This is a genomic window from Sediminispirochaeta smaragdinae DSM 11293 (genome assembly GCF_000143985.1).
In the GTDB taxonomy this organism is placed as follows: Bacteria; Spirochaetota; Spirochaetia; order DSM-16054; family Sediminispirochaetaceae; genus Sediminispirochaeta; species Sediminispirochaeta smaragdinae.
Genome location: NC_014364.1, coordinates 4,600,246 through 4,623,426, shown reverse-complemented (window position 1 = coordinate 4,623,426; position 23,181 = coordinate 4,600,246). Strand labels below are relative to the sequence as shown.

General features: G+C 43.9%; 26 protein-coding genes. 21 read left to right on the top strand and 5 right to left on the bottom strand.

What is annotated here, in order from left to right:
* Positions 1-2 precede the first annotated feature (2 nt).
* The 4 genes from hisE to SPIRS_RS21535 all read right to left on the bottom strand — a co-directional run bounded on the left by hisE (position 3) and on the right by SPIRS_RS21535 (position 3,488).
* Positions 3-596: a phosphoribosyl-ATP diphosphatase gene (gene hisE, locus SPIRS_RS21550; protein WP_013256813.1), complete on the bottom strand. Its 594-nt coding sequence runs from the start codon at positions 594-596 to the stop codon at positions 3-5.
* A 3-nt stretch (positions 597-599) separates the two neighbouring features.
* Entirely contained in the window at positions 600-1,352 is a 753-nt protein-coding gene (gene hisA / locus SPIRS_RS21545; protein ID WP_013256812.1) for a 1-(5-phosphoribosyl)-5-[(5-phosphoribosylamino)methylideneamino]imidazole-4-carboxamide isomerase, read from the bottom strand.
* 85 nt (positions 1,353-1,437) lie between these two features.
* Positions 1,438-2,835: a DUF3943 domain-containing protein gene (locus SPIRS_RS21540; RefSeq protein WP_148224114.1), complete on the bottom strand. Its 1,398-nt coding sequence runs from the start codon at positions 2,833-2,835 to the stop codon at positions 1,438-1,440.
* Positions 2,832-3,488 carry an outer membrane beta-barrel protein gene (locus SPIRS_RS21535; protein WP_245537651.1) on the bottom strand — a complete coding sequence of 219 codons (657 nt, stop codon included), beginning with the start codon at positions 3,486-3,488 and terminating at the stop codon, positions 2,832-2,834. The genes SPIRS_RS21540 and SPIRS_RS21535 overlap by 4 nt, the downstream gene beginning before the upstream one ends.
* Before the next feature lie 38 nt (positions 3,489-3,526).
* Here SPIRS_RS21535 and SPIRS_RS21530 point away from each other — a divergent pair, with 38 nt between their 5' ends.
* Positions 3,527-4,876 carry a response regulator gene (locus SPIRS_RS21530; RefSeq protein WP_013256809.1) on the top strand — a complete coding sequence of 450 codons (1,350 nt, stop codon included), beginning with the start codon at positions 3,527-3,529 and terminating at the stop codon, positions 4,874-4,876.
* Between the two features lies 1 nt (position 4,877).
* Here SPIRS_RS21530 and SPIRS_RS21525 read toward each other — a convergent pair whose 3' ends face one another.
* Positions 4,878-5,975 (bottom strand): adenosine kinase, encoded by a 1,098-nt coding sequence (locus SPIRS_RS21525; protein ID WP_245537650.1) that lies wholly within the window; start codon positions 5,973-5,975, stop codon positions 4,878-4,880.
* A gap of 220 nt (positions 5,976-6,195) precedes the next feature.
* On the opposite strand from SPIRS_RS21525, the gene hpt reads away from it, so the two are divergent.
* The 20 genes from hpt (at position 6,196) to SPIRS_RS22465 (ending at position 23,180) form a co-directional block, all read left to right on the top strand.
* Positions 6,196-6,762 carry a hypoxanthine phosphoribosyltransferase gene (hpt, locus tag SPIRS_RS21520; RefSeq protein ID WP_013256807.1) on the top strand — a complete coding sequence of 189 codons (567 nt, stop codon included), beginning with the start codon at positions 6,196-6,198 and terminating at the stop codon, positions 6,760-6,762.
* 30 nt (positions 6,763-6,792) lie between these two features.
* Positions 6,793-7,353: a winged helix-turn-helix transcriptional regulator gene (locus SPIRS_RS21515; protein ID WP_013256806.1), complete on the top strand. Its 561-nt coding sequence runs from the start codon at positions 6,793-6,795 to the stop codon at positions 7,351-7,353.
* The gene (gene mntA, locus SPIRS_RS21510) at positions 7,350-7,754 is read left to right on the top strand and encodes a type VII toxin-antitoxin system MntA family adenylyltransferase antitoxin (RefSeq protein ID WP_013256805.1); all 405 of its coding nucleotides are present in this window, start codon (positions 7,350-7,352) and stop codon (positions 7,752-7,754) included. Before SPIRS_RS21515 ends, mntA begins: the two co-directional genes overlap by 4 nt.
* The gene (gene hepT, locus SPIRS_RS21505) at positions 7,735-8,154 is read left to right on the top strand and encodes a type VII toxin-antitoxin system HepT family RNase toxin (RefSeq protein WP_013256804.1); all 420 of its coding nucleotides are present in this window, start codon (positions 7,735-7,737) and stop codon (positions 8,152-8,154) included. The genes mntA and hepT overlap by 20 nt, the downstream gene beginning before the upstream one ends.
* Before the next feature lie 63 nt (positions 8,155-8,217).
* Positions 8,218-9,540, top strand: coding sequence for a UDP-glucose dehydrogenase family protein (locus SPIRS_RS21500; protein ID WP_013256803.1), 1,323 nt, complete (start codon positions 8,218-8,220; stop codon positions 9,538-9,540).
* A gap of 177 nt (positions 9,541-9,717) precedes the next feature.
* Positions 9,718-9,957: a type II toxin-antitoxin system HicB family antitoxin gene (locus SPIRS_RS21495; RefSeq protein ID WP_013256802.1), complete on the top strand. Its 240-nt coding sequence runs from the start codon at positions 9,718-9,720 to the stop codon at positions 9,955-9,957.
* The gene (locus SPIRS_RS21490; protein WP_013256801.1) at positions 9,957-10,181 is read left to right on the top strand and encodes a type II toxin-antitoxin system HicA family toxin; all 225 of its coding nucleotides are present in this window, start codon (positions 9,957-9,959) and stop codon (positions 10,179-10,181) included. Before SPIRS_RS21495 ends, SPIRS_RS21490 begins: the two co-directional genes overlap by 1 nt.
* Before the next feature lie 73 nt (positions 10,182-10,254).
* Positions 10,255-10,527, top strand: a complete 273-nt coding sequence (locus tag SPIRS_RS21485) for a hypothetical protein (RefSeq protein WP_013256800.1) — start codon at positions 10,255-10,257, stop codon at positions 10,525-10,527.
* 23 nt (positions 10,528-10,550) lie between these two features.
* Positions 10,551-10,883 carry a hypothetical protein gene (locus SPIRS_RS21480; protein WP_041866165.1) on the top strand — a complete coding sequence of 111 codons (333 nt, stop codon included), beginning with the start codon at positions 10,551-10,553 and terminating at the stop codon, positions 10,881-10,883.
* Between the two features lie 344 nt (positions 10,884-11,227).
* The gene (gene gmd / locus SPIRS_RS21475) at positions 11,228-12,313 is read left to right on the top strand and encodes a GDP-mannose 4,6-dehydratase (RefSeq protein ID WP_013256799.1); all 1,086 of its coding nucleotides are present in this window, start codon (positions 11,228-11,230) and stop codon (positions 12,311-12,313) included.
* Complete coding sequence (locus SPIRS_RS21470) at positions 12,306-13,250, top strand: GDP-L-fucose synthase family protein (RefSeq protein ID WP_013256798.1); 945 nt, start codon at positions 12,306-12,308, stop codon at positions 13,248-13,250. The genes gmd and SPIRS_RS21470 overlap by 8 nt, the downstream gene beginning before the upstream one ends.
* On the top strand, positions 13,247-15,067 hold the full coding sequence (locus SPIRS_RS21465) for an ABC transporter ATP-binding protein (protein WP_013256797.1): 1,821 nt from the start codon (positions 13,247-13,249) through the stop codon (positions 15,065-15,067). Before SPIRS_RS21470 ends, SPIRS_RS21465 begins: the two co-directional genes overlap by 4 nt.
* 30 nt (positions 15,068-15,097) lie before the next feature.
* Complete coding sequence (locus SPIRS_RS21460; RefSeq protein WP_013256796.1) at positions 15,098-15,967, top strand: ABC transporter permease; 870 nt, start codon at positions 15,098-15,100, stop codon at positions 15,965-15,967.
* A 1-nt stretch (position 15,968) separates the two neighbouring features.
* Positions 15,969-17,240, top strand: a complete 1,272-nt coding sequence (locus tag SPIRS_RS21455) for an ABC transporter ATP-binding protein (RefSeq protein ID WP_013256795.1) — start codon at positions 15,969-15,971, stop codon at positions 17,238-17,240.
* A gap of 146 nt (positions 17,241-17,386) precedes the next feature.
* Complete coding sequence (locus SPIRS_RS21450) at positions 17,387-18,562, top strand: acylneuraminate cytidylyltransferase (RefSeq protein WP_013256794.1); 1,176 nt, start codon at positions 17,387-17,389, stop codon at positions 18,560-18,562.
* Positions 18,552-19,418 (top strand): N-acetylneuraminate synthase family protein, encoded by an 867-nt coding sequence (locus tag SPIRS_RS21445; protein WP_013256793.1) that lies wholly within the window; start codon positions 18,552-18,554, stop codon positions 19,416-19,418. The genes SPIRS_RS21450 and SPIRS_RS21445 overlap by 11 nt, the downstream gene beginning before the upstream one ends.
* Positions 19,406-20,308, top strand: a complete 903-nt coding sequence (locus tag SPIRS_RS21440) for a motility associated factor glycosyltransferase family protein (protein ID WP_013256792.1) — start codon at positions 19,406-19,408, stop codon at positions 20,306-20,308. Before SPIRS_RS21445 ends, SPIRS_RS21440 begins: the two co-directional genes overlap by 13 nt.
* Positions 20,301-20,966: a CatB-related O-acetyltransferase gene (locus SPIRS_RS21435; protein WP_013256791.1), complete on the top strand. Its 666-nt coding sequence runs from the start codon at positions 20,301-20,303 to the stop codon at positions 20,964-20,966. The genes SPIRS_RS21440 and SPIRS_RS21435 overlap by 8 nt, the downstream gene beginning before the upstream one ends.
* 280 nt (positions 20,967-21,246) lie before the next feature.
* Positions 21,247-21,996, top strand: coding sequence for a glycosyltransferase family 2 protein (locus SPIRS_RS21430; protein WP_013256790.1), 750 nt, complete (start codon positions 21,247-21,249; stop codon positions 21,994-21,996).
* Positions 21,966-23,180: a glycosyltransferase gene (locus SPIRS_RS22465; protein ID WP_013256789.1), complete on the top strand. Its 1,215-nt coding sequence runs from the start codon at positions 21,966-21,968 to the stop codon at positions 23,178-23,180. The genes SPIRS_RS21430 and SPIRS_RS22465 overlap by 31 nt, the downstream gene beginning before the upstream one ends.
* Position 23,181: the final 1 nt, after the last annotated feature.

Sequence of the window (23,181 nt, the reverse complement as noted above, 5' to 3'; positions counted from 1 at the left end):
CCTCATGCCTCCGTGGGAACATGACGACGGGCAAGCTCTTTTTCGAGGTCGGAAAAAGCGATCCCTTCGTCTGCAAGCAGGACCAGCAGATGGTACATCAGGTCCGATGCCTCGTAGATAATATCCTCCCGCTTTCTTGCCAAAAGCAATTCCACGGCCTCCTCGCCCATTTTTTTCCTGATCTTTTCGTTTCCCTTCGAAAAAAGATGGGTGGTATAACTGCCTTCAGGCATACTCCTTTTTCGTTCTGCGATAAGGAATTCAAGTTCGCCGATGATACCGGAAGCCTGGCCCTCCGAGGCATTCGATGGAGCCGTCATTTCCCTTTGCTCCTGCTGCGTGTCACTTCCCAGCTTCGCATCAAGAGCGGTATAGCTATCGGCAACCACCGCTTCAAACCACTTTCTTTTACGCTGTAACGAGAGAAAGGAAGCCCCTCCCTCATGAAGAGGCAAAAGCCTTCCTGTTTCAGGAAACAGGTGCCAAATTTCCCCCCGCTCAATGCTTTTGCCGAAGCCCTTTTCATTCGTTTTCAGGATATCCGCTATGGTGCCGTTTTCTCGTATCAGGACTAGCGGCATCACTTCTTCAACCATTGTTCACCACTCCTCTTGCGCTTCTTCCACTTCGCTCTGGTAAAGGGCGAGGACCCGTTTCAGATCAAAGCGTTGTTCATACAAGGCCTTGCCAACGATGATGCCAGCAATGCCTTCCGGTTTGTTTCCAAATATTCGGCGAAAATCTTCTTCGCCTCCGATTCCTCCGGAAATAATGACGGGCAGGCCCGAAGCCTCGGCGATCCGAACACTGTTTTCTATATCCGGCCCGGAAAGCGTTCCGTCTCTTTTTATGTTGGTATAAATGATGGAGATCGCACCATTGCCCGCAGCCATAGCCGCCAATTCAACATCGCTGATGCCCGCATCCTCTTCCCAACCGGAAATCTTGGCTGTTCCGTCGGTAGCATCAATACCTGCGATGAATTTTTTGCCGAAACGCTCGGTCCAGCGACGGATGATGGAGGGATCTCTTGCAAAGGCTGTACCGATAACAAGGCGATCGACTCCGGCGGCTGTGAGCTCTTCTACGTCGTGGTCGTTCCTGATACCGCCTCCAACCTCAAAACGGGCCTCGACCTTTTCACAGAGTTCCCTGATGACCTCTCTGTTGTGTTTTCCTTTGCCTCGGGCGGCATCCAGATCGACAAGATGAATCCTTCTGGCCCCTGCCGCCTTGAAACGCATTGCCTGTTCAAGGGGGTCAGTATCGTAGACGGTACTGCGATCATAGTCTCCGCGGTAGAGACGGACACAATGGCCGTCGAGAAGATCGATGGCGGGAATAATGGTCATGGTAATCTCCCTGTTATGTTGCTTCTAACCATTATACTCGTTGCGCCTGATAGGTACAAGAAAGTGGCTCCTCAGAAGCGGCTCTTCAGAAGGTGATACCGGCGATCAGTGAATAGTCGTGATACATGGCGTCCATATCCCGAAGATCTTTGTAAAAACTTTCTTTATGATACAGACGACCCTGGATACCGAGAAACCAACTATCCGACATCATCAGACGTCCTAAAAGCGATACATTACCGATGAATTCTTTACCTGAAGAGCCTCCTTCCGGGACTGAATCGTCGATGATCGAGAGTCCGTAAAAGGAGTAATCAAGGTCAAAGAAAAGACGTTGTCTACGATTGAGGCTGAAACCAAGCTTTATGTTAGCCCCAAGCCCAAGGCTGTAATTTCGTCTCTCATAACTGGGCGGGCTGCCATAAAGATCCTGATATTTGAGATACATGAGGTCACTTGCTCCCATAAACACAAAGGCGGTATGGATGTCGGATGAGAAACTCCAGGCATCATTTAAAGGGCGCTGCTGTAGCCATCCAAAACCAATCGCGTTGGAGCTGAGGTTGATGAAACGGTTATAGATGACATCATAGTGAAGAAAGATGCCTATGGTGTGGCGATTTTCTATCTCTTTTCCATAGAGGCGCCATCCCTTCAGAACACCTTCCGAGAAAAAAGTAAGGAGAACGCGGTTCCCAAGGTCGCTTCCGAAACTTCCCTTGAGTGAAAAGGTGCTGAAGGGCTCGGCAAGCGTGCCGTAAAAAGGATCGCCGTAGTGAAGATCTACCTGATAGTTTGTCTCAATGCCGTCGTCGCTGAGATAGTTTGCCCGTGGGTCAAGCTGGTCGACATGAATCAGAGAATAGCCGGCTGAGAGAAAGAACGATCCGCTAATAGGCGCAATGATCGGCGTCCTGTCGGGAAATATCGACTGATTTATGGATTTTGCCGGATTCATAACAAAGGCCCCGATTTTCCGGGCAAGATTGGGAAGGTGAAGTTGGCCCTCTTCCCCAAAGAGAAGAAGGTCGGAGAGACGGTAGAGCATCTCGCCTAAGGTTGTCCCCCCAATAGTTGTGACAATGAGATCGTTGAGAGATGGGCGTTCGTTTTCCATAAAAAGTTCCCAGGAAAGACTACCCAGCATGCCTATCGAGGCAGAGGTGAAAAAGTCATTGCCGGCCGATCGAGCAGAGGAAAAATAGACCGAGCCCTGGTAAGGATGGCCCAAGTGATTGACGGCAAAGGAGTCCTGGTCCCACACCCATGGTTTTGTAAAATTATCGGAAATCGAGGCAGAGCTGATCATGGCATAATCTGCATGATGTACATAGCGATTGAAGCCCCAGAGCAACGTATTGCTGAAAAGGGTTTCCCCGATGCCGACTGCGAACGAGATGGAAGCCTGTTCTTCTGCGAAAACGCCTGCCGTTGCAAAGAGAGTACTCAGAAGTAGTATCAACAGTTTATGACGATATTTCACTTGATCCCTGTTATAAAGCAAATTTGCCTCTGGTGAGCGTGCGAGTAACCGGTTATACTATCGTTTAATTCAGTAAGGGCTCTCAGTTCAAAAAATATTTTTTTCCCTGAAAAGGGTAGTTCCACACCGATACCTCCGACGGCGGAAAGGCCAATAAGGGTGGGATCGGTTCCCGGAAAGGAGTGCATTGAAAATTCGGCCCCGTCCTGAATGAATGCTTTGTTGATCAGGAGAATAGAAAAAGAGGGCCCGGCGATGAAATAAAGTTTGTTGTTGTCGCCGATGCTAGTCGTGTAGCGTATGAGAAAGGGGATTTGAAGGTTGATTTCGCTTAAGAGTGTCGATGCTTTCCTTCCATCCTCGTATTTCAGTAGATAGCCACCACCTCTGGCGCTAAGTGCCAGTTCGCCTCGCGTCGAGAGACTATTGCTGAGCTGCTTTTCCGCTATGATTCCGAGGGATACTCCGATAATCGGATTGTTTTTTGCCGATTCTGCACCTTCCCTGCTCCGCATATCATCCAGATAGTCATCGAATCCCGGCCCGGCATAGGAGGATATGGTAAGTGCGGAATAATAGGCGATCTCATTACCGTGGAGAGCGGAGGAGACGAGCATAATGAATACGCAAAAATATGCGGCTTGCTTTTTCATCAAAATAACTGTGCCAGATGTGTTGGAGAATATCAATTATGGAGAATAAAGGGAAGCATATTCTTCTTGTCGAAGATGAAGCTGTTATTGCGCTTGCTCAAAAGCAAACCCTGGAACGATATGGCTTTCGGGTAGACACTGTTTGTTCCGGTGAGGCGGCGCTCAGCCTCATTAACGCGGAACCTTCTTTCGATCTCGTTTTGATGGATATTGATTTAGGCTCCGGAATGAGCGGAACCGAGGCGGCAAAGGCCATTTTGCAGAAACGCTCCCTGCCTATTGTCTTTCTTACGAACCATGGTGAGGCCGACATGATGGAACGGGTGCGGGATATTACCCGCTATGGGTATGTGCTGAAAAATTCGGGAAATTCCGTACTTCTCTCTTCCATCGAGATGGCTTTTGAATTATTTGAGGCAAACCGAAAGGCCCAGGAATCGGCGGAAAAGCTAAAGACCATCTTTACGGCTCTCGGTGATCGGGTCTTTGTCATTGATCGGCAGGGCCGTTATCTGGAAATTGCCGATGAAACGTTTACAAGTACCGTTCTTTCCGATGTGTTTGACTCGAAACTCACCGCTTGGTTTATTGAGGTCATCGCAAAGGTCCTGGAACGCCATGCGGTAGAAATGATCGAGTATCCTCTCATGGTTAATGGCCAGGAGGTGTGGTTCCTGGCGACGATCAGCCCCTTGGATAGTAAGAGTGTGGTCTGGGTGGCAAGGGATATCAGCAAACGAAAGGCTGCGGAACAAGAGGCCCAGCGCCTGGTAAAAGAAAAAGAATTGCTGTTGAGAGAGGTCCACCACCGCATCAAAAACAATATGGCAACCATTGCCGCGGTTCTTGATTTGCAGGCTTCGATGCTTGGAGAAAACGATACATCCGGTGCCTTGCTGGAGGCGAGGAACAGGGTTCACGGTATGATGGAGCTCTACCATCGTCTCTACGGTTCCGGAGATTACCGAAGTGTGGATGCCGCCGGTTACCTGCAAGCCCTTTTTGATGAAATTAAAGTTTCCTATTCTCTTCGTCGGGATGTCGAATACAAAAGTACATTGGAAGCGATTACCCTTGATGCAAAAATTCTTTTTCCTCTGGGGATGATCGCGAATGAGCTTGTAACCAATGCCATTAAATACGCTTTCCCCTGTCATGGGAAAGGAGGTTCTATTTTTCTCGGTCTGGAACAAGCCCGGGAGGGGGTACTTCTTCTCACCGTTGCCGACAATGGCATCGGGATGGACCCCTCGATAGATCCTAAGACTTCACATGGGTTCGGCCTTTCTCTCGTTGCCAATCTGGCCATCCAGCTGCGATCAAAGTGGTCGTTGTCCCGCGAGGGGGGAAGCTGTTATCGTTTTGAAATACCGATAGGGGGAGTGTGAGTCAGGGGAGTTCCTCGGCATCAACTGTATCGATCAATTTTTTCAGTCGTCTGGCTTCTTCCAGAGGGAACTGGGCTCCCCAGCGCTGGACAATCTCTCCGGCAAGGAAACTCGCAATAAGCCCTGATTCAAAAAGTGTACGCTTTTCGCTGAGCCCGAGAATAAAACCTGCCGCATACATATCACCGGCTCCCGTCGTATCGACAGGTTCTTTACCCTTGACCGGAATACGTAGGATTTTTCCATCACAAACGACGAAACTTCCTTGTTTGCCGTTTTTTACCACGCCGGAGGTTCCCAGCTTTCCCAAACTGCGGGCACATTCATAGGCATCATAATTGTCGAAAAGGATTCTTGCCTCTTCTCCGTTTGCAAAAACCAAATCTGCCTTTTCCTCGATCAGTTTGAGGAAGGCTTCTCTGTTTCTGCTCACGGCAAAGGGATCTGCTACATCGAAGACCACTTTTTTCCCCGCCTTTTTTGCAATTTCAATACCATACAAAATAGCTGCTTTTTGATTTTCGGTATCCCACATATAACCGGTGAAATGGAAAAAATCGGCACCGGCGATGGCATCGCCGTCAACATCCTCCGGCCCGTATTCCCGGCAAGCCCCGAGGAAGGTATTCATGGTTCGTTCGCTGTCCGGGGAGATCAGGATAATGCTGCTGCCCGTCGGCAGTGCTCCATTTTTAAGGTAACTGTCGACTCCTATCTCATGAAGCTTATTACGATAAATCTCTCCGAAATGGTCCTGGTTTATCTTTCCGGCCAATGCGGAACGAATTCCAAAAGAAGCCAAGGCTACCATGGTATTGGGGCAGGAACCCCCGCAGCCATAGATTTTTTGCTTTGAATCGATGAACCTCAGCAATTCATGCCGTCGTTCCTCGTCGATTAGATGCATGGTTCCTTTATGAAGGCCGAGTTTTTCTAGATCCTCGTCTTCCATCTCCACAAAAATGTCGATTAGAGGGTTTCCGATGCCGTATACCATATTGGGAAGTATAACTGTCCTCGATGTGCTGGGAAAGAGGAGAAATCGCTTCCGATACCGCTTGAAAAAAAAACGGGATGTGTTACACTCACTTTTGTTCATAATATGAACAAATCAGAACATATCCGAGGGGGTCGATCAGCCTGTTTCGGCGGCGATCGAAAACTTTCGGGAGTCGGGACAATTGTCCCGCGCACCGGTCGGGGAGCTCCGGATGCGCAGCATCATGCCGAATCAGCAGGACCGGTTCGGCGAAGCTCTACCCTCTCTCTTACATTAAACGTCCCTAAACAATATTCGCGAACATCGAAAGGAGCACCGTATGGAGAAAGAAGACTCTTCGGTTTTTATTAACGACGAGGGGGCCCGCTACCGTCTTGAAGAGATGATCAGCAACGAAAAAGTGCATGGCATTGTCCGGGGCTTGGCAGATGATATCAGCAATCGCTACCGGGAAGCCGGGTCGGTTCATCTCGTGGGATTGTTAAAGGGCTCTTTTGTCTTTATGGCCGACCTGATCAGGGCCATATCCATCCCCGTCACCGTTGATTTTATGGCGGTGACCAGTTATCTCGGTACCGAAAGCACCGGCGAGGTCAAAATCCTCAAGGAACTTAACGAGCCGATCCACGGTTTGAACGTAGTGATTGTTGAAGATATCATCGACACAGGTCTCACCCTGTCGAAAACACTCGCGTTACTCGAAACCAGGGCCCCTGCGGATCTGAAGGTTTGTACACTCCTCGACAAGATCGACAGGCGGAAGACTCCCATCGACATCGAGTTCAATGGCATTGTCATTCCTGATGAATTCATTGTCGGCTACGGAATCGATTATCAGCAGCGCCATCGGGAACTTGACCGCATCGACCGGGTGAAATTTCTCTGACTATCTGAGATTATCCGAAGAATCTGAAACATGGACAAAAACCAGGAGCTGCAACTCCTCGAAGCCATCTATAACAACTCCCCTAAGGTTCGCCAGCGTGATCTTGCCGAGATTGCCGGACTGAGCCTCGGGATGACCAATGCCATCCTGAAGCGACTGACCGAAAAGGGCTGGATCACCATACGCCGACTGAACAGCCGCAATGTGCGCTATGCGGTGACCCCGGAGGGGATGGAAGAGATTCTCAGACGCAGCTACGGTTATTTCAAACGAACCATCAAGCATGTGGTTCGCTATCGAACGACACTCGAACAGTTTACCGCTGAACTCAGCCGCGAAGGGTACCACCGCCTCATCCTTGTCGGAAAAAGTGATCTCGATTTTATCGTCGAGCATGCCGCGGTTAAGGCCGGTCTCATGCTTGAGAAGCGTCGTGATGTCCCCGACCCCGGAGCAACCGGCGACGATGTCTTTCTCCTTTACGGAGAGGAAACGCGTCCGGATCCCCTGGCCTCTGTGCCGGGGGTGGACTATCTGGGGCGGCTTCTGATGAGGCATCCCGGAACTTTCGGGCAGAGGGACGTTGTATGAATGGTGCACTAGGGCACAGGATCTCGGCGGCTGTGGAACGCTGCTTTGCAGAAGATGATCGTCTGCTTGCCGTTTATCTTCTGGGAAGCGCCGTCAGGGACGAACTCCGTCGGGAGAGTGATATCGACTTGGCTCTCATGCCAAAGCCCGGAACATCGATACCCGCCATTGAACGCTTTAACGTTGCAGGCTGTCTTTCCGCGCAGCTCGGCCGGCAGGTTGATCTCGGGGAACTTGGATCCCACAATCTTGTCTATGCACGGGAGGCCATCCTTACGGGGGAGAGGATCTACCTTCGGGATGCTTTTGCCGCCGATCTGCGGGCCGCAACCCTTTTGGGAATGTACTTTCGTTTTAACGAGGAGCGGGAGGAGGTATTAGATGCCTATCGAGCCGGATGATGTTGTTTTGAACAAGGCGGCAATCATTGAGCGTTCTCTTCGTCGGGTCAGAGAAGAATATGCGGCCGATCCCGAGCTAAGAAATTTTACCCACATCGATGCCATGACGCTCAACATCGAGCGCGCATGTCAGGCCGCCATTGACCTTGCCCTCCATGTCGTTTCTGTTCGGCACCTTGGAATGCCCCAAAGCAGTGGAGATGCCTTTAAGCTTTTGAATCGTGCGGGCTTACTCTCGGTGAAGATTTCGGCTGCCATGTCGTCAATGACCGGCTTTCGAAATATTGCGGTCCATGAATATCAGGACCTGAGCCTGGAAGTATTGCATAGCATTGCCGAAGCGGGGTGGTTGGATCTGGTTGCCTTTTGCAGGGAAATGGGAGTAGAGATCAGGATCTAAAGCGTTTCGGTTACAAAAAACGCATCATTTGATCATAATCTAAGCATAAAACGGAGAATTCACATGAATAACATTGCAGTTGTCGGTACCGGCTATGTAGGGCTGGTGACCGGAACCATCCTGTCCGATTTCGGACACAACATCATCTGCGTAGATAACGATGAAAAAAAGGTCTCGCGGCTGAAAAACGGCGAGGTTCCCATCTACGAGCCAGGCCTCGATCCCATTGTCGAGCGCAACGCCTTTTACGGTAGGCTCTCCTTTACCACGGATACCGCCGAGGCGGTGAAAGCGTGCGATGTCATCTTCATTGCCGTGGGCACCCCCCCTGCAGAGGACGGCTCCGCCGACCTGAAGTACGTGGAGCAGGTTGCCCGCCAGATTGCCCGAACCATGGACAGCTACAAGGTCATTGTGGACAAAAGCACCGTTCCCATCGGCACCGGCCAAAAGGTAAAGGGATGGATCGCCGAGGAACTTGCCGCCCGGGGACTGGATATTCCCTTCGACGTGGTTTCAAATCCCGAGTTCCTGCGGGAGGGAAGCGCGGTTCAGGATTTTACCCATCCCGACCGGGTGGTCATCGGCGCAGAGAGCGAGAAGGCCATGGAGATCATGAAGGAGGTCTACCGGGTCCTCTATCTTAACGAAACCCCCTTTGTGGAGACCAACATCGAGACCGCCGAGATGATCAAGTACGCCTCCAACGCCTTCCTGGCCATGAAGATCACCTACATCAACGAGGTGGCAAACCTCTGCGAAAAGGTGGGCGCCAACGTTCAGCACGTTGCCTCGGCCATGGGACGGGACGGCCGCATCAGCCCCAAATTCCTCCATGCAGGCCCCGGCTACGGTGGAAGCTGTTTTCCCAAGGACACCCTTGCCCTGGCCGAGATCGGCCGGGCCGCCGGAGCCCGTATCGAGCTGATCGAACAGACGGTAAAAAGCAACGAAAATCAGAAGAAGCTGATGGCCAAAAAGATCGTGGACACCATGGGCGGAGTCGAAGGGAAAACCCTTGCCATCCTCGGTCTTGCCTTCAAACCCAACACCGACGACATGCGTGAAAGTCCCGCCATCACCATTCTCGAAGAGCTCGCCGCCGCCGGTGCATCCCTCCGCGCCTACGACCCCGAAGCCATGGAAGAGGCTGCCTGGAGGCTCAAAGCCCTGGGCGACAAGCTTGCCTTCGTTTCCGATGAGTACGAGGCCCTCCAAGGTTCCGACGCCGTGGTGATCCTTACCGAATGGAACCAGTTCCGTAACCTCGATTTTCCCCGGGTCAAGGCTGCCCTCTCTTCGCCCTTCTTTTTCGACCTGCGCAACATCTATCCCCGCCATCTGGTTGAGGCCGAAGGCTTCACCTACGTTGGGGTCGGGGTATAGGTTCCATAGATCTTTTGGCGGGGGAGGTCTCCCCCTCGCTGCAAAGCCGCTTTTCCCCGGCGCTTGTTCCGGCTCGCTACCGCTCCGCCGGGCGCCGTGGGCGGCTTTTCCGCTCCCCCCTCAGGGGAGCCGGGGGAAAAGATTGGCTTCTGAGTGTGAAGAGGGTATAATAAGAACATGGAAGATATCTATTCGATACATCTGAAAATCTCACGGGTTGAGAACGGCGAATATCTTGCACAGTCTGAGGATATGCCCGGTCTCATTGCTCAGGGGAGAACGGTAGCAGAAACAGTTGAAATAGCCCAGGATGTTGCAAGAAAGCTTATAGATTCATATAGGGAGCATGGTGATCCGTTACCTGTACTGAAACCTATTTCTGATCGGGCAGAACTTGATGTTGCTATAGGAGTATAATGGGCCAGCTTGCAGGTTTTAATTATAAGAAGTGTACAAGAAAATTAAAAAATTTAGGTTTTGAATTTGATCGCCATGCGCGAGGAAGCCATGAAATATGGTGGAACCCAAAAACACGAGTAAGAACAACAATTCCGCATCATCCTGGAGATATCCCTGAAGGAACAATGAGCGCTATTTTAAAACAGGCTCAAGTTGATGTAGATCTGTTTCTGGATGCATAGCGATGAAATGTGGAGTTAGTCTACAAAAAGTAATGCTTTTCATTACTTTTTGTAGACCAATGGGCAGGTTGCTATGCAGAGTATAAAGCGGCTTCGAGAGGTGCTTGAGGCTCTTTCCGACAAAGAACATTATCTGTTTCCCGAGCTTAGGGGGGCTGCTTTAAAGGCCTTGCTCAGCAGGGCGGCAAAAAGCGGTGTGTTTGTGCGGGTATGCAGGGGAATCTATGTAAATCCCAGAGCCGCTTATCCTCGCGGATTAGTGCTGTATCATACTGCGTCAAAGCTTCGTGCGGGCAACAGTTGCACTTGCCATTCAGGATATGAAAACAACACAACGTCCCCTTGATGTAATTGATTGGAGTGTCGTCTGTGAGTTTTGCGTTACGACCGAATCGAATAAAGCAACGGGATGTGTGGGATATCATCTGCTTGACACATCAGGCCGTTGACATCAAATTCGATCTGCTATTTCAAAAGTTAGAAGAACGGCAAGTTCGACCCGAAACCTTCATACAAACGTTCTCTGAAAGAGTTTCAACTCTTACCGGGGGACAGCGCGATTTCCTTTTTGAAATCCGGCGTTTCCTTCCTTCCAATGTTGTGCACAATGGACCGGGGCACCTTGAGTACTGGTCCATTGTCAGGGCGGAATTGGAGGATATTTCTCACCGGCTTATGCGTTATGTGCATGAAAAGGCGTGAAAATTGGAATAGTATCCCATAAATTGGCGTAAATTATGGAATACTATAACATGAATTGATATACAGACAGCAACAATTATTAATGCTTCAACAATTACCGTTCACTTAGGGTTGAGTATCAAAACTGTACAACGATATATTCACTATTTCGAGCTAAGCTACCAAGCTCTTGTTTTAGTCGCCTTTATATTCGTTTCTTATTTCAACGATGCAAAAACGCAGCAGATAGGAACCGAGATAACGGCGGTACATGCAGTATATTTCTTAAGTTAAAATTGTCGCAAGTTCATATAATTTCTGTGCTTATAAGGCAAATGAACAAAGTAAGAATATGAGGGTGAGATATGAAAAAGGCTTTGATTACCGGAATCACCGGTCAGGACGGATCCTACTTGGCGGAGTTTTTGCTGGATAAAGGCTATGAAGTGCATGGTATCAAGCGAAGAGCATCATCGTTTAATACTGACCGAGTTGACCACTTGTACAAAGACTTACATGAACATGAGGTTCGCTTTATTCTCCATTACGGAGACCTTACGGATACTGGAAACCTGATTCGGATTGTCCAGGAAATCCAACCTGATGAGATCTACAATCTTGGAGCCATGAGCCATGTGAAGGTCTCCTTCGAGTCTCCGGAATATACCGCCGATGCCGATGGGATTGGGACCCTGCGGCTTCTTGAGGCCATTAGGATTCTCGGCCTTGAAAAAAAGACTCGCTTCTATCAGGCTTCCACTTCGGAGCTTTATGGCCTGGTACAGGAAGTGCCGCAAAAGGAGACCACTCCTTTTTATCCCCGCTCTCCCTACGCTGCGGCCAAACTTTATTCCTACTGGATCACGGTAAATTACCGTGAAGCCTACGGTATCTATGCTTGTAACGGTATTCTCTTTAACCATGAATCCCCACGGCGGGGAGAGACATTCGTTACCCGGAAGATTACCCGCGCGGCTGCTCGAATTTCCCAGGGGTTGCAACAAAAGCTTTATCTAGGAAATCTTGATGCAAAACGGGACTGGGGCTATGCCGGGGATTATGTTGAACTGATGTGGCTGATGTTGCAGCAGGAAGAGCCGGATGATTTTGTTATGGCCACCGGCGTAACAACAGCGGTACGTGATTTCGTAAAGATGGCTTTTGCCGAGGCCGGTATCAAACTGAGGTTTGAAGGTTCCGGTGTTGATGAGAAAGGGATCGATGCAGCTAGTGGTAATGTGATAGTTGAAGTAGATCCTCGCTATTTTCGACCTACTGAAGTTGAGTTATTAATCGGTGATCCTGGTAAGGCAAAGGAAAAGCTTGGCTGGATACCGAAGGTCGATCTCCAGGAGCTTATTTGTATGATGGTGACAAAAGATTTACAGGATGCGAGGCAGGATGTCCATCTCAAGGAGGGCGGATTTACCGTAAAAGAGTATAATGAATAAGAACAGCAAAATATATCTTGCCGGACACCGTGGCCTGGTCGGTAGTGCTATCTATAGGGTTTTGCAGAAAAGTGGATATACGAATATCGTAACCCGGACACATAAAGAGCTGGATCTTACTCGGCAGGCAGAGACTGAAGCGTTCTTTGCCGAAGAGAAGCCTGAGTATGTTATCCTTGCCGCGGCCAAGGTTGGCGGAATAGGGGCCAACCCTGCCTATCCTGCCGAATTTATCTATGAGAATAGTGAGATAGCACTGAATGTTATTCATTCATCCTATAAATTCGGGGTTAAGAAGTTGCTCAATCTGGGATCATCCTGTATTTATCCCAAGATGGCTCCACAACCGTTGAAAGAAGAATATCTATTGACCGGTCCGTTGGAAGTGACCAACGAGGCCTATGCCGTTGCCAAAATCGCCGCCATTCGGATTTGCAAGCACTATAATCAGCAATATGGGACTAATTTTATTTCTGCGATGCCTACTAATCTCTATGGCCCTGGAGATAACTATGATCTTGAGACAAGCCATGTGTTGCCTGCATTAATTCGGAAATTCCACGAAGCAAAAATGAACGGAGGTCCTGTTATTCTATGGGGTGACGGCTCTCCTAAACGTGAGTTCCTCTACAGTGAAGACCTTGCGGAGGCTTCTCTATTTTTGCTGGAACATATAGATGCGGAAAAGGCAGGTGAGATTGTCAATGTCGGTACGGGCGAAGACCTCTCGATTAAAGAGCTTGCAAAGCTAATTTCGACGATCGTTGGGTACAAAGGAGAGATTCGCTGGGATACAACTAAGCCGAATGGGACTCCTCGGAAATTGCTGGATGTGTCGAGAATACATAAGCTTGGGTGGCAGGCAAAGACATCACTTGAGAAGGGGATTAGAAAAACATACCAGCATTATGTGGAGCCTAATAAGGAGTCTGCTTGAAGCCAATTAAATCATTTTTTGCATTGCATAAAAGGGTCCATAGAATAAAATCGCTTTTTTCACGAGGCGAAAAGATTCGCTATTTCATTGTTCTCGTGGTGCTTGTATTTACGGCTCTGGTGGAAATGGCAGGGATTGGAGCGATATCTCCTCTTGTGGCGGTGGCGTCCGATCCCGGCTTAATAGAGAGAAACCGCATACTGGCAGAATTATATTCGATGAGTGGGCTCCATACCCATAAGCATTTCATTTTACTGATGGCGGTCGGATTTGCTCTTCTGATAATCGGAAAAAATTTACTTTCCCTCTTCAGCCTTGGGCTTTATACGCATTTTACCGAAATGCGTAAGCATGTGTTTGGATATAGACTGATGGAGGAGTATCTCTCTCGAGATTATCTCTATTTTAAACATCAGAATAGTTCTGATTTTACGCGTAAACTGATCAACGAAGTAAATATTGTTGCGCGGAATTTTTTATACACGTGGTTAAGCTTAGTAAGTCAGCTTTTTATTGCTGGTGCGATCATCTGTTTACTGTTTATCCAGAGTTGGAAGATTGCTCTTTTGGTCATTAGCGTGCTTGGCTTGCTTTTTGGTGGACTTTTTGCTTTCAGTAAAGATCAACTCAGAGGTTATGGAAAAATTGATTACGATTACACTGAAAAGCGTTATAAATTGCTAAACGATGCTTTCGGAGGGATTAAGGAGGTTAAAATCCTCCATGGGGAAAAATATTTCACCGGACTGTTCAGAAAATTTTCCTTTATTATTTCGGTTAACAACGTAAAGAAGGATGTGATGTCGGTTTTTCCGAAACATGTTGTTGAAACGGTGGTATTTTCTGCCACGGCCTTGTTTGTGGCCGTCATGGTCGGAAGGGATATAGATATTTCTCAGAGCCTACCCTCTTTTGCCCTTTATATTATGGCTGGCTACAAGCTCCTGCCGACGTTGCAGAAAGTTTCTCAGTTTTTGGGGCGTATTACCATAAGTATGGTAAGTCTTGATAGGTTGTATGACGACTTGAAAGAGGCATTGTCGGTACCGAAAAAAATCGAAGAGACACCGAGAATTATGTTTGACAATAGGATTCGCTTTGACGGAGTCACGTATCGCTATCCTGATGCAACCGAGAATGTGCTCTCCAATATTGTTTTCGATATCCCAAAGAATAGTTGTATCGGTATTGCCGGCTTTAGTGGTGCTGGTAAGACTACGGTTGTAGATCTTCTTGCTGGTCTGCTGTTGCCCACTGAAGGTCGGATATTGGTCGACGATATTCCGCTGCGGTCGAATAACCGGAGATCCTGGCAAAAGAATATAGGGTATGTCCCTCAAAATATATTTCTTACCGATGCAACAATTGCGGAGAATATCGCTTTTGGCAAAGATTTGAATCAGATTGATCTGGAAGCGGTGAAAAGGGCGGCGCAGGCTGCAGAAATTGATCGGTTTATAGAAAAAGAGCTTCCAAAGGGGTATCTGACAGAAGCTGGAGAAAAGGGAATACGCTTGAGCGGGGGGCAGCGCCAACGTATTGTCATTGCACGGGCGTTGTTTCGGGACCCCGAACTGCTGATCTTTGATGAGGCTACCAGTGCCATGGACAACAAAACAGAGGCGGCGATCATGGAGTCGATTCACCGTCTTTCGGCAAAGAAGACGATTGTCATTATTGCCCACCGACTTACCACTATCGAGCACTGTGATGAAATCCTGGTTTTCAAAGAGGGACACTTGGCGGCAAAGGGTCGGTATGAAGAACTGGCCACAGAAAATACTGTTTTTAAAGAATTAAATGCATTGCAAAAATAGAAGCAACTATCAGAAAAAAGGAGTGCTTTCGTGTCGAGTGATGTAGCAACTGAACAGTGGACTACTATTATAACATCGGAAAAGAAACGGTTTCATCTTGGTTTGAAGGAACTGTTCAATTATAGGGATCTGGTATGGTTGTTTTTTAAACGCGATTTTACCGCGCTCTACAAACAAACAATCTTGGGCCTTGCATGGTATATTATTCAACCGCTCTTCACCACGATTGTATTTTCTTTTGTCTTTGGGAATCTTGCCGGTCTAGGTACAGAAAATGTACCATCGTATCTCTTTTATTTGAGTGGAATTATTCTATGGCGTTTTTTTGCAGATTCTCTTCAGAAGACATCGAATACTTTTTTGACAAATGCCAATCTTTTTGGGAAGGTCTATTTCCCCCGTTTATCGGCTCCTGTTTCCATGGTAATGTCGAATATTGTGGCTCTTGGAATTCAGCTGTTTTTATTTATTCTATTTTATGTTTATTATTTATTTCTTGGGATGAAGCCATCGCTTCACTGGTCATTTGCTTTATTTCCTGTGCTTATTCTTCACATCGCGCTTTTAGGTACCGGATTGGGATTGATGGTTACCTCGATGACGACAAAATACCGTGATTTGAAGTTTCTTGTTACCTTTGGTTTGCAGCTTTGGATGTACGCAACACCGATAGCATACCCGCTGTCAGAGATACTGGAAAAATTCCCAAAGTACATTGAATGGTTGTTTATTCTCAATCCGATAGCCTTTCCTATTGAGCTTTTCAGATTCATGCTGTTCAAAAGCAATAGTTTGAACTGGATTCAGGGAGGAATCAGCATAGGTATGACTTTGTTGTTTTTTCTCTGGGGTGTTGCTAGTTTTAACCGCGTTCAGCAAAATTTTATGGACAGGATATAGCATGAATAGTATTGCACTACGAGTAGAACATTTAACCAAGGAGTATCGGTTAGGAACGATAGGATACGGAACACTGCGGGAAGACTTACAAAGCTGGTGGGCTCGAGTACGGGGAAAAGAGGATCCTAATTCCCTTGTAACGGCAATCCATCACAGTGATTCGGAACAAAAACACTTTCTTGCACTTGATGATATTTCTTTTGAAGTGAAGAAAGGTGATAGACTGGGTATTATCGGCAGGAATGGAGCAGGGAAATCCACCCTTTTGAAGATCTTGTCCCGGATTACCTCCCCGACAAAAGGAAATATATATATAAATGGACGAGTTGGTTCTTTGCTGGAAGTCGGGACGGGTTTTCATCAGGAATTAACCGGGCGTGAAAATATCTACCTTAACGGTGCTATTTTGGGAATGAAACGCTGGGAGATCGATAAAAAGCTAGATGAAATTGTTGCATTTGCAGGTGTAGAACGATTTATCGATACACCGGTGAAGCGATATTCCAGTGGAATGTTTGTTCGTTTGGGATTTGCTGTCGCGGCCCATCTGGAACCGGATATTCTCATTGTTGATGAAGTCCTTGCCGTTGGTGATGCCGAATTCCAAAAAAAAGCAATTGGGAAGATGGAAGAAGTTTCAAACAATCAGGGAAGAACGATACTCTTTGTTAGCCATAATATGAAAACAATAACAACTCTCTGTAATAAATTTTTATGGCTTGAGCAAGGCATGGTAAAAGATTTTTCATCAAATGTTGAGATTATTAATCAGTATCTCCGGAATGGACGTGTTGAGAGTAATATATCCTTTCAATATAAGGAAAGCTTATCAAAACCTTTTCAATTAATGACTGTTTCAATTAGAAATAAAAAAGGTGAAGATGCCCTTTTCCATTGTGATGAAGATATACATGTTTTGTTTGATTATATTAGTCGAAGACCTCTTAAAGGATTATATGGACATTTTAGGATATTTAGTAGTTGGGGAGATGTTGTCTGGGTTAGCGATACATATGATTCGGAAAAGAGTTCTCTTGATAGTTTGCCTGAGGGGACTGGTACAATTGATATCAAGATTCCCCGCCGGTCCTTATCGCCTGGGAAATATCAAATTGAATTTTCATTTGCATCAAAACTTAATGAAACTGGTTTTTTTGTAGATGTTCCTGGTATCGTAGGATATTTCAGATTGGTTGATAACAATACAAGAAGAGGAAATGATAGGGCTGGATTTTTTAGTACTATTTTAGAATGGGAAAAGATTTCTACGTAAAAAAATTTAATAACTTATACCATAAGCAAACAGCGAACTATTTATATATATTTTATAAATGATGCACAAATATGCTGTCAGAAAATGATTTACTAACTTTTTAGTAATCCCACAGCCACGAGATATGAAAGAAATATGGAGGAAACATGAGTATTATAGCTTTGGTTCCAGCAAGAGGTGGAAGCAAGTCAATACCTTTAAAAAATATCAAAACGTTTTGTGGAAAACCTTTGATTAATTGGATACTTGAAGAACTTGATCAGGTTGAAAAACTTGATCAAGTATATGTTGCAACTGATTCAGAATTGATAGAAAATGAAGTCGAAAAATTAAATGGTAAAAAAATTAGAATTTATCGACGACTATCGAAAAATGCAACAGACACTGCTTCGACAGAAAGTTTGATTCTTGAATTTCTCGAGAAAAAAGAGCTCTGTAATGATGACATTTTATTAATAGTACAAGCAACAAGTCCCTTTACAACAAGTTTTCATTTCAGTGATGCCCTTAGAAAATATGAAATAGATAATTATGATTCGATGCTGAGTGTGGTACGTTTTAAACGATTTTTATGGGGAGATAGTGGCGCTCCTATAAATTATGATTATCATAATAGGCCACGAAGGCAAAAATATAAGGGCTGTCTATTAGAAAATGGTGCATTTTATATAAATAAAGTAGCAAACATTATTAAATATAAGAATCGGTTATGTGGTAATATTGGATACTATCTTATGCCTGAATATACTTGGTTGGAAATTGATGAAGAAGACGATTGGATATTTGCAGAAAAAATAATGAAAAAGTATAGATTAGATGGAGAAACTAAAACAGAAGAAATAAAAATAGTATTTTCAGATGTTGATGGATGTTTGACTGATGCCGGTATGTACTATTCTGAGAATGGTGAAGAACTAAAAAAATTTTCTACTTATGATGGAATGGCCGTTGAGCTATTAAAAAATAAAGGCATACGAACAGGAATAATTACGGGTGAAAAAACTGAATTGGTTAAGCGAAGAGCAGAGAAGATAAAATGCAACTATTTGTATATAGGGATACAAAACAAGTTGAAAATTATTAAGGAAATCTGTAATAATGAAAATGTAAACATGGAAAATGTGGCATATTTAGGAGATGATATAAATGATATTCAAGTTCTGAAAGCTGTCGGTCATCCATTTTGTCCGATCAATGCAAGGAATGATATTAAACGAATTCCTGGTATAATTATATTGAAATCTGCTGGTGGTGATGGTGCATTTCGGGAGATGGCTGAAAGAATAATAACTTCTTTGTCAGGAGAAGATTATGAATACTGATCTTATAGTCGTTGCAGAAATAGGGTGTAACCATAAGGGAAGTATGGATATTGCTAAAGAAATGGTGTTAGTCGCTGCAACTTTCTGTAAGGCAGATGTTGTAAAATTCCAAAAACGGACGAATAAAGAACTTTTATCACCAGAAATGTATAATGCACCACATCCGAATCCCATAAATGCATATGGAAAAACGTATGGCGAGCATAGAGAATTTTTAGAATTCAATATTGATCAACATAAAGAATTAAAGGAATGGTGCGAGATTAATAATGTCATATATTCATCATCGGTTTGGGACTTAACAGCCGCAAAAGAAATAGTTTCCTTGCAACCAAAAATTGTAAAAATCCCTTCAGCGTCAAATTTAAATTTTAAAATGCTTGAATGGATTTGTGATAACTATGAAGGAGAAGTACAACTTTCTTTAGGTATGACTTCCCAAAAAGAGGAAGAGCTGATAGTTAACCTTTTTCAAAAAAAACATCGTGCTAATGATTTAACGCTCTTTGCCTGTACTTCAGGATATCCTGTTCCTTTTGAGGATATTAGCCTTTTAGAGATAACAAGATTGAAGAGTAAATTTTCTGGTATTGTAAAGAATATAGGTTTTTCTGGACATCATCTTGGGATAGCCGTTGATATTGCTGCCTTTACCTTGGGCGCAAGGATATTCGAGAGACATTTTACGCTTGATCGTACCTGGAAAGGCACTGATCATGCAGCCTCGTTAGAGCCTCAAGGGCTTAGAAAGCTTTGCCGGGACTTGAGAAATGTCGAAAAGTCTTTGACATATAAGAAAGCAGAAATATTAGATATCGAGAAAGAACAACGAAAGAAACTAAAATGGCACAAATAAAAAGAATTTTGAAAAACTGGGTCATCCCTCCTGGTTATTTTAACATAATAAAAGGACATCAGAATCGAAAGAAGTCTGCTACACCTCAAGAAGTATTGAATTCTGCTTTAGAAATTAAAAATAAGAAAAATACTCATAAAGATGAGAAATGCTTTATTTTAGCAACGGGACCATCAATAAATTCGATGGATTTAAGTCCTTTAGAAGAAAGAAACTGCATTTCTGTTAGTCATTTTTATTTACACAAATTAGCATCTATAATAAAGCCTGCTTATCATGTGCTCGCTCCGTATCATCCTCCGTTTGATTTTGATTCATTAAAGAAAATCTTTGATGGATTAGCCAGTACCTATAATCACAGTATTCAATATTTTTTCGGATACCAAAATTATGAATATTCTATTTATAATTTTTTTGAGCAATACAAAGAATATAAGAAGTTATTTACTTATTCTTTTATTAATTATTCGGAAAGTGAACCTTTAAATGATAAAAATTATATGCAAAAGAATATCTGGGATATTTCACTAAATCCTTTTCTAATACGTACAGTTATTTATGAAGCAATCCAAATTGCTTTTTATTTGGGGTTTAAAAAAATATATTTACTTGGGTGTGATCATAATTATTTATGGATAAGAAATTATAAAAATGAAATAAAAGATCACCATTTTTATAAAGAGGCACAAGGAAGTGGTGAGAAGGAATACCAACATTTAAATAGTTTTACTACAGAACGCTGGTTTGCAGAATACTATGAACGATGGAAACAATATAGATTAATTAAAGAATATCTTCTTGCTAATAATGTCTCAGTTATAAATCTTACTCCTAATAGTATGTTAGATGTATTTCCTTCTGAAGATTTTGAGAGTATTATTCATGAATAGGGTGAAGAGAAAAATAAAAAAAAAGATTCGTACAATTTTCTTTCAGTTTTTTCCAGAATTTAAAACATTTAATTTTTCTTTTCATCAGAAAGAAGCATATAGCTCGATAATAAATTCGCTTGCAAAAATGTATGCCCCATATTATATTGTGAATTCACAGATTGATGAATATACTTATATAGCAAAGAATTCTAGTATTATAAATACGCATATTGGAAAATTTTGTTCTATTGGTCCTAATTTTTGTTGTGGTTGGGGAATACATCCTTTAAATGGAATTTCTACATCCCCTGTCTTTTATTCGACTAAAAAACAAGTTGGAGTTTCATTTTCTTTGAAGGATAAGATAGAAGAACATAAAAATATAATAATAGGTAATGATGTTTTTATTGGTATAAATGTTACAGTTTTAGATGGAGTGAAAATTAATGATGGTGCAGTTATTGGTGCAGGTGCTGTGGTTGTTGATGATGTTGACCCTTATTCAATTGTTGCCGGTGTTCCTGCTAAACATATTAAATATAGGTTCGACTTGAATCTTGTGAAAGAGTTACATAAGATAAAATGGTGGGATTTTGAAGAGAGTAAACTAAAAGATGTTGAAAAGTATTTTTTTGCTATAGAGTCTTTTATTCTAAAATATAAGGAAAATAAGTAACATTTGAATGTGCTAACCCTTTCTATAAGGATCATTGAAAAGCAGCAAGAATTTATATAAGTGTTGTTATTAATATCTCGAATAAATGCGCAAAACAAGTGCTGTGCGGGGTTCTTTTGTGTTGTAAACAGGTAGATCTGGTTGTTTTTGACAATCCCGTGGGGGTACTCAATGAGAGTGTGAACTTCTATTCCCTCTTTATCGAATTGGGAAAGTTGAACGGGAGAAAATGTTTGACAGGCAATCCCTGTATATTCTCATGTGTTGAAGGTATATGAACATGCCACTGTTTTCAATCATTACAGTTTGTTATAACGCCAAAACAACAATCTCCAATACAATTAATTCTGTTCTCAATCAATCGTTTACTGATTTTGAATATATTATTGTTGATGGTGGTTCTACGGATGGTACTCTTGATATTGTAAATCCATATGCCGAACAAAGGAAACTTGGGTTAATCTCGGAGTCAGATGATGGTATCTATGATGCAATGAATAAAGGTATACAACTGGCTAATGGGAAATATTTGAATTTCTTGAATGCCGATGATACATTATGTGATGAATCTGTTCTTATGTCTGTGGCCGATCAAATTCATAATATGCCCAATAAACAAATATATTATGGAAATTTGCTCTATCGTAACAGAGATGGGAATATAGATCAGTATTTTAGGCCCAACCAGGATATCAGAAACTTTCTTCGTGATAATTGTATAACACAGCAGGCTCTTTTTTATGATAAAGAAGTTTTTAGCGTTGTTGGAAAATTTAATTCCCGTATAAGAATTGTAGGCGACTATGAATGGTTGCTTCGTGCAGTATTCCGAAAAAAAATAACTTCTTACTATATGAACGTTAATATAAGTAATTTTACAATTGGTGGCGTTTCGACTGGCAGAATGTATAAGAGGATTCATAATAAAGAAAGAGAAAAGCTTTATTTAGTTTATTTTCCAGTTAAATATATTCGAAGAAAAATAAGTAATCTCAGAAGATGGGGAAAGAAGCTACTTTGTTTACAATAGGAATGTGTCCGGGACCGAAAGACTCCCTATGGGATCGGGAAGCTAATCCACACTTACATCGGCTTTCAGAAGAATTCTTAAACCACCAAGCCGTGGTAAAAACAATTACACAAAAAGATTTGGAATCCCCCTTTCGAAGTAAAGTGCTCAGAGATATTGATATCCTCTACTTTCATTGGGCGCCAAGTGTGTATGACACTTGGCGATATAAACATGTTGGAATCAGTAGTTCGTTGCATTGCCGGCTAAGGAAAATAGCAAAAGTTAGAGGTACTTATAAAATTTTCTTGCACTTCTATATGCAAATGGCTAACTCTATAGTCCGATCGCGAATTACAAAAACTGCATATGGCGAGATAGATGCTTGGTGCCGGGATCTTCGAGATCTTTCTGTCCCAATTGTTTGGCATCAGCATGATTTACTATCTCACAATGTTAAAGATACAGATTCTTTTTTGTCGGATATCGATGAGTATCTTCATCGCTCTCTATATTCTTTGGCTAGCGGTATTATCGTTCATGAAGAATCTTGTGTAAAGTCTATTTTCGATTTCTATGGTTCCCCAAAGCCATATGCAGTCGGCTATATGGGGCATTTTAATAGCAATGAGGCAGTTGACAAGCAGGTAGCACGATCCAGACTGCACATAGGTCAGGAAAAAATAGTATTATTGTACAGTGGAACATCCAGACGTAATCGTAATCCAAGAGTGGTAATACAAGCATTTAACGCATTAAAGAAAAATCACACTAACTTGGAGCTCCTTATTGCCAGCCGAGGTTGCATAAAATATATAAAATCAGAGAAGACGAAGGATATTCGCATTGTAGAACGCTATCTTGCTCCTGCGGAGATGCGGGATTACTTTTGTGCTGCTGATTATCTGGTCAGCGATGCAGAACAATATCTTACATCTGCCGTAATACGAAGTTGTATGCAGTACGGCTTGCCAGTTATAGGTAATACGTTCGGCACCACCGCTGATCTGGCCAAAGATGCGATAATTCCCATTGACGGAAGTGTAGAGGAGGCTATACAACAAGCCTTATGCATAGATGAAAAACAATATGTGTTGATGAGAGAGGCGGCCTTCAGGAATGATGAATATCGGACGTGGGAACGTGGTGTATCGAATATACTTGTATTGTTTAATGAATTGATCCATGAAAAAGAGGTTACATAAG

Coding starts and splice junctions, on each gene's coding strand:
- hisE (WP_013256813.1), bottom strand. CDS start 596: ATGGTTGAAGAAGTGATGCCGCTAGTCCTGATACGAGAAAACGGCACC.
- hisA (WP_013256812.1), bottom strand. CDS start 1,352: ATGACCATTATTCCCGCCATCGATCTTCTCGACGGCCATTGTGTCCGT.
- SPIRS_RS21535 (WP_245537651.1), bottom strand. CDS start 3,488: ATGAAAAAGCAAGCCGCATATTTTTGCGTATTCATTATGCTCGTCTCC.
- SPIRS_RS21530 (WP_013256809.1), top strand. CDS start 3,527: ATGGAGAATAAAGGGAAGCATATTCTTCTTGTCGAAGATGAAGCTGTT.
- SPIRS_RS21525 (WP_245537650.1), bottom strand. CDS start 5,975: ATGAACAAAAGTGAGTGTAACACATCCCGTTTTTTTTTCAAGCGGTAT.
- hpt (WP_013256807.1), top strand. CDS start 6,196: ATGGAGAAAGAAGACTCTTCGGTTTTTATTAACGACGAGGGGGCCCGC.
- SPIRS_RS21515 (WP_013256806.1), top strand. CDS start 6,793: ATGGACAAAAACCAGGAGCTGCAACTCCTCGAAGCCATCTATAACAAC.
- mntA (WP_013256805.1), top strand. CDS start 7,350: ATGAATGGTGCACTAGGGCACAGGATCTCGGCGGCTGTGGAACGCTGC.
- hepT (WP_013256804.1), top strand. CDS start 7,735: ATGCCTATCGAGCCGGATGATGTTGTTTTGAACAAGGCGGCAATCATT.
- SPIRS_RS21500 (WP_013256803.1), top strand. CDS start 8,218: ATGAATAACATTGCAGTTGTCGGTACCGGCTATGTAGGGCTGGTGACC.
- SPIRS_RS21495 (WP_013256802.1), top strand. CDS start 9,718: ATGGAAGATATCTATTCGATACATCTGAAAATCTCACGGGTTGAGAAC.
- SPIRS_RS21490 (WP_013256801.1), top strand. CDS start 9,957: ATGGGCCAGCTTGCAGGTTTTAATTATAAGAAGTGTACAAGAAAATTA.
- SPIRS_RS21485 (WP_013256800.1), top strand. CDS start 10,255: ATGCAGAGTATAAAGCGGCTTCGAGAGGTGCTTGAGGCTCTTTCCGAC.
- gmd (WP_013256799.1), top strand. CDS start 11,228: ATGAAAAAGGCTTTGATTACCGGAATCACCGGTCAGGACGGATCCTAC.
- SPIRS_RS21470 (WP_013256798.1), top strand. CDS start 12,306: ATGAATAAGAACAGCAAAATATATCTTGCCGGACACCGTGGCCTGGTC.
- SPIRS_RS21455 (WP_013256795.1), top strand. CDS start 15,969: ATGAATAGTATTGCACTACGAGTAGAACATTTAACCAAGGAGTATCGG.
- SPIRS_RS21450 (WP_013256794.1), top strand. CDS start 17,387: ATGAGTATTATAGCTTTGGTTCCAGCAAGAGGTGGAAGCAAGTCAATA.
- SPIRS_RS21445 (WP_013256793.1), top strand. CDS start 18,552: ATGAATACTGATCTTATAGTCGTTGCAGAAATAGGGTGTAACCATAAG.
- SPIRS_RS21440 (WP_013256792.1), top strand. CDS start 19,406: ATGGCACAAATAAAAAGAATTTTGAAAAACTGGGTCATCCCTCCTGGT.
- SPIRS_RS21435 (WP_013256791.1), top strand. CDS start 20,301: ATGAATAGGGTGAAGAGAAAAATAAAAAAAAAGATTCGTACAATTTTC.
- SPIRS_RS21430 (WP_013256790.1), top strand. CDS start 21,247: ATGCCACTGTTTTCAATCATTACAGTTTGTTATAACGCCAAAACAACA.
- SPIRS_RS22465 (WP_013256789.1), top strand. CDS start 21,966: ATGGGGAAAGAAGCTACTTTGTTTACAATAGGAATGTGTCCGGGACCG.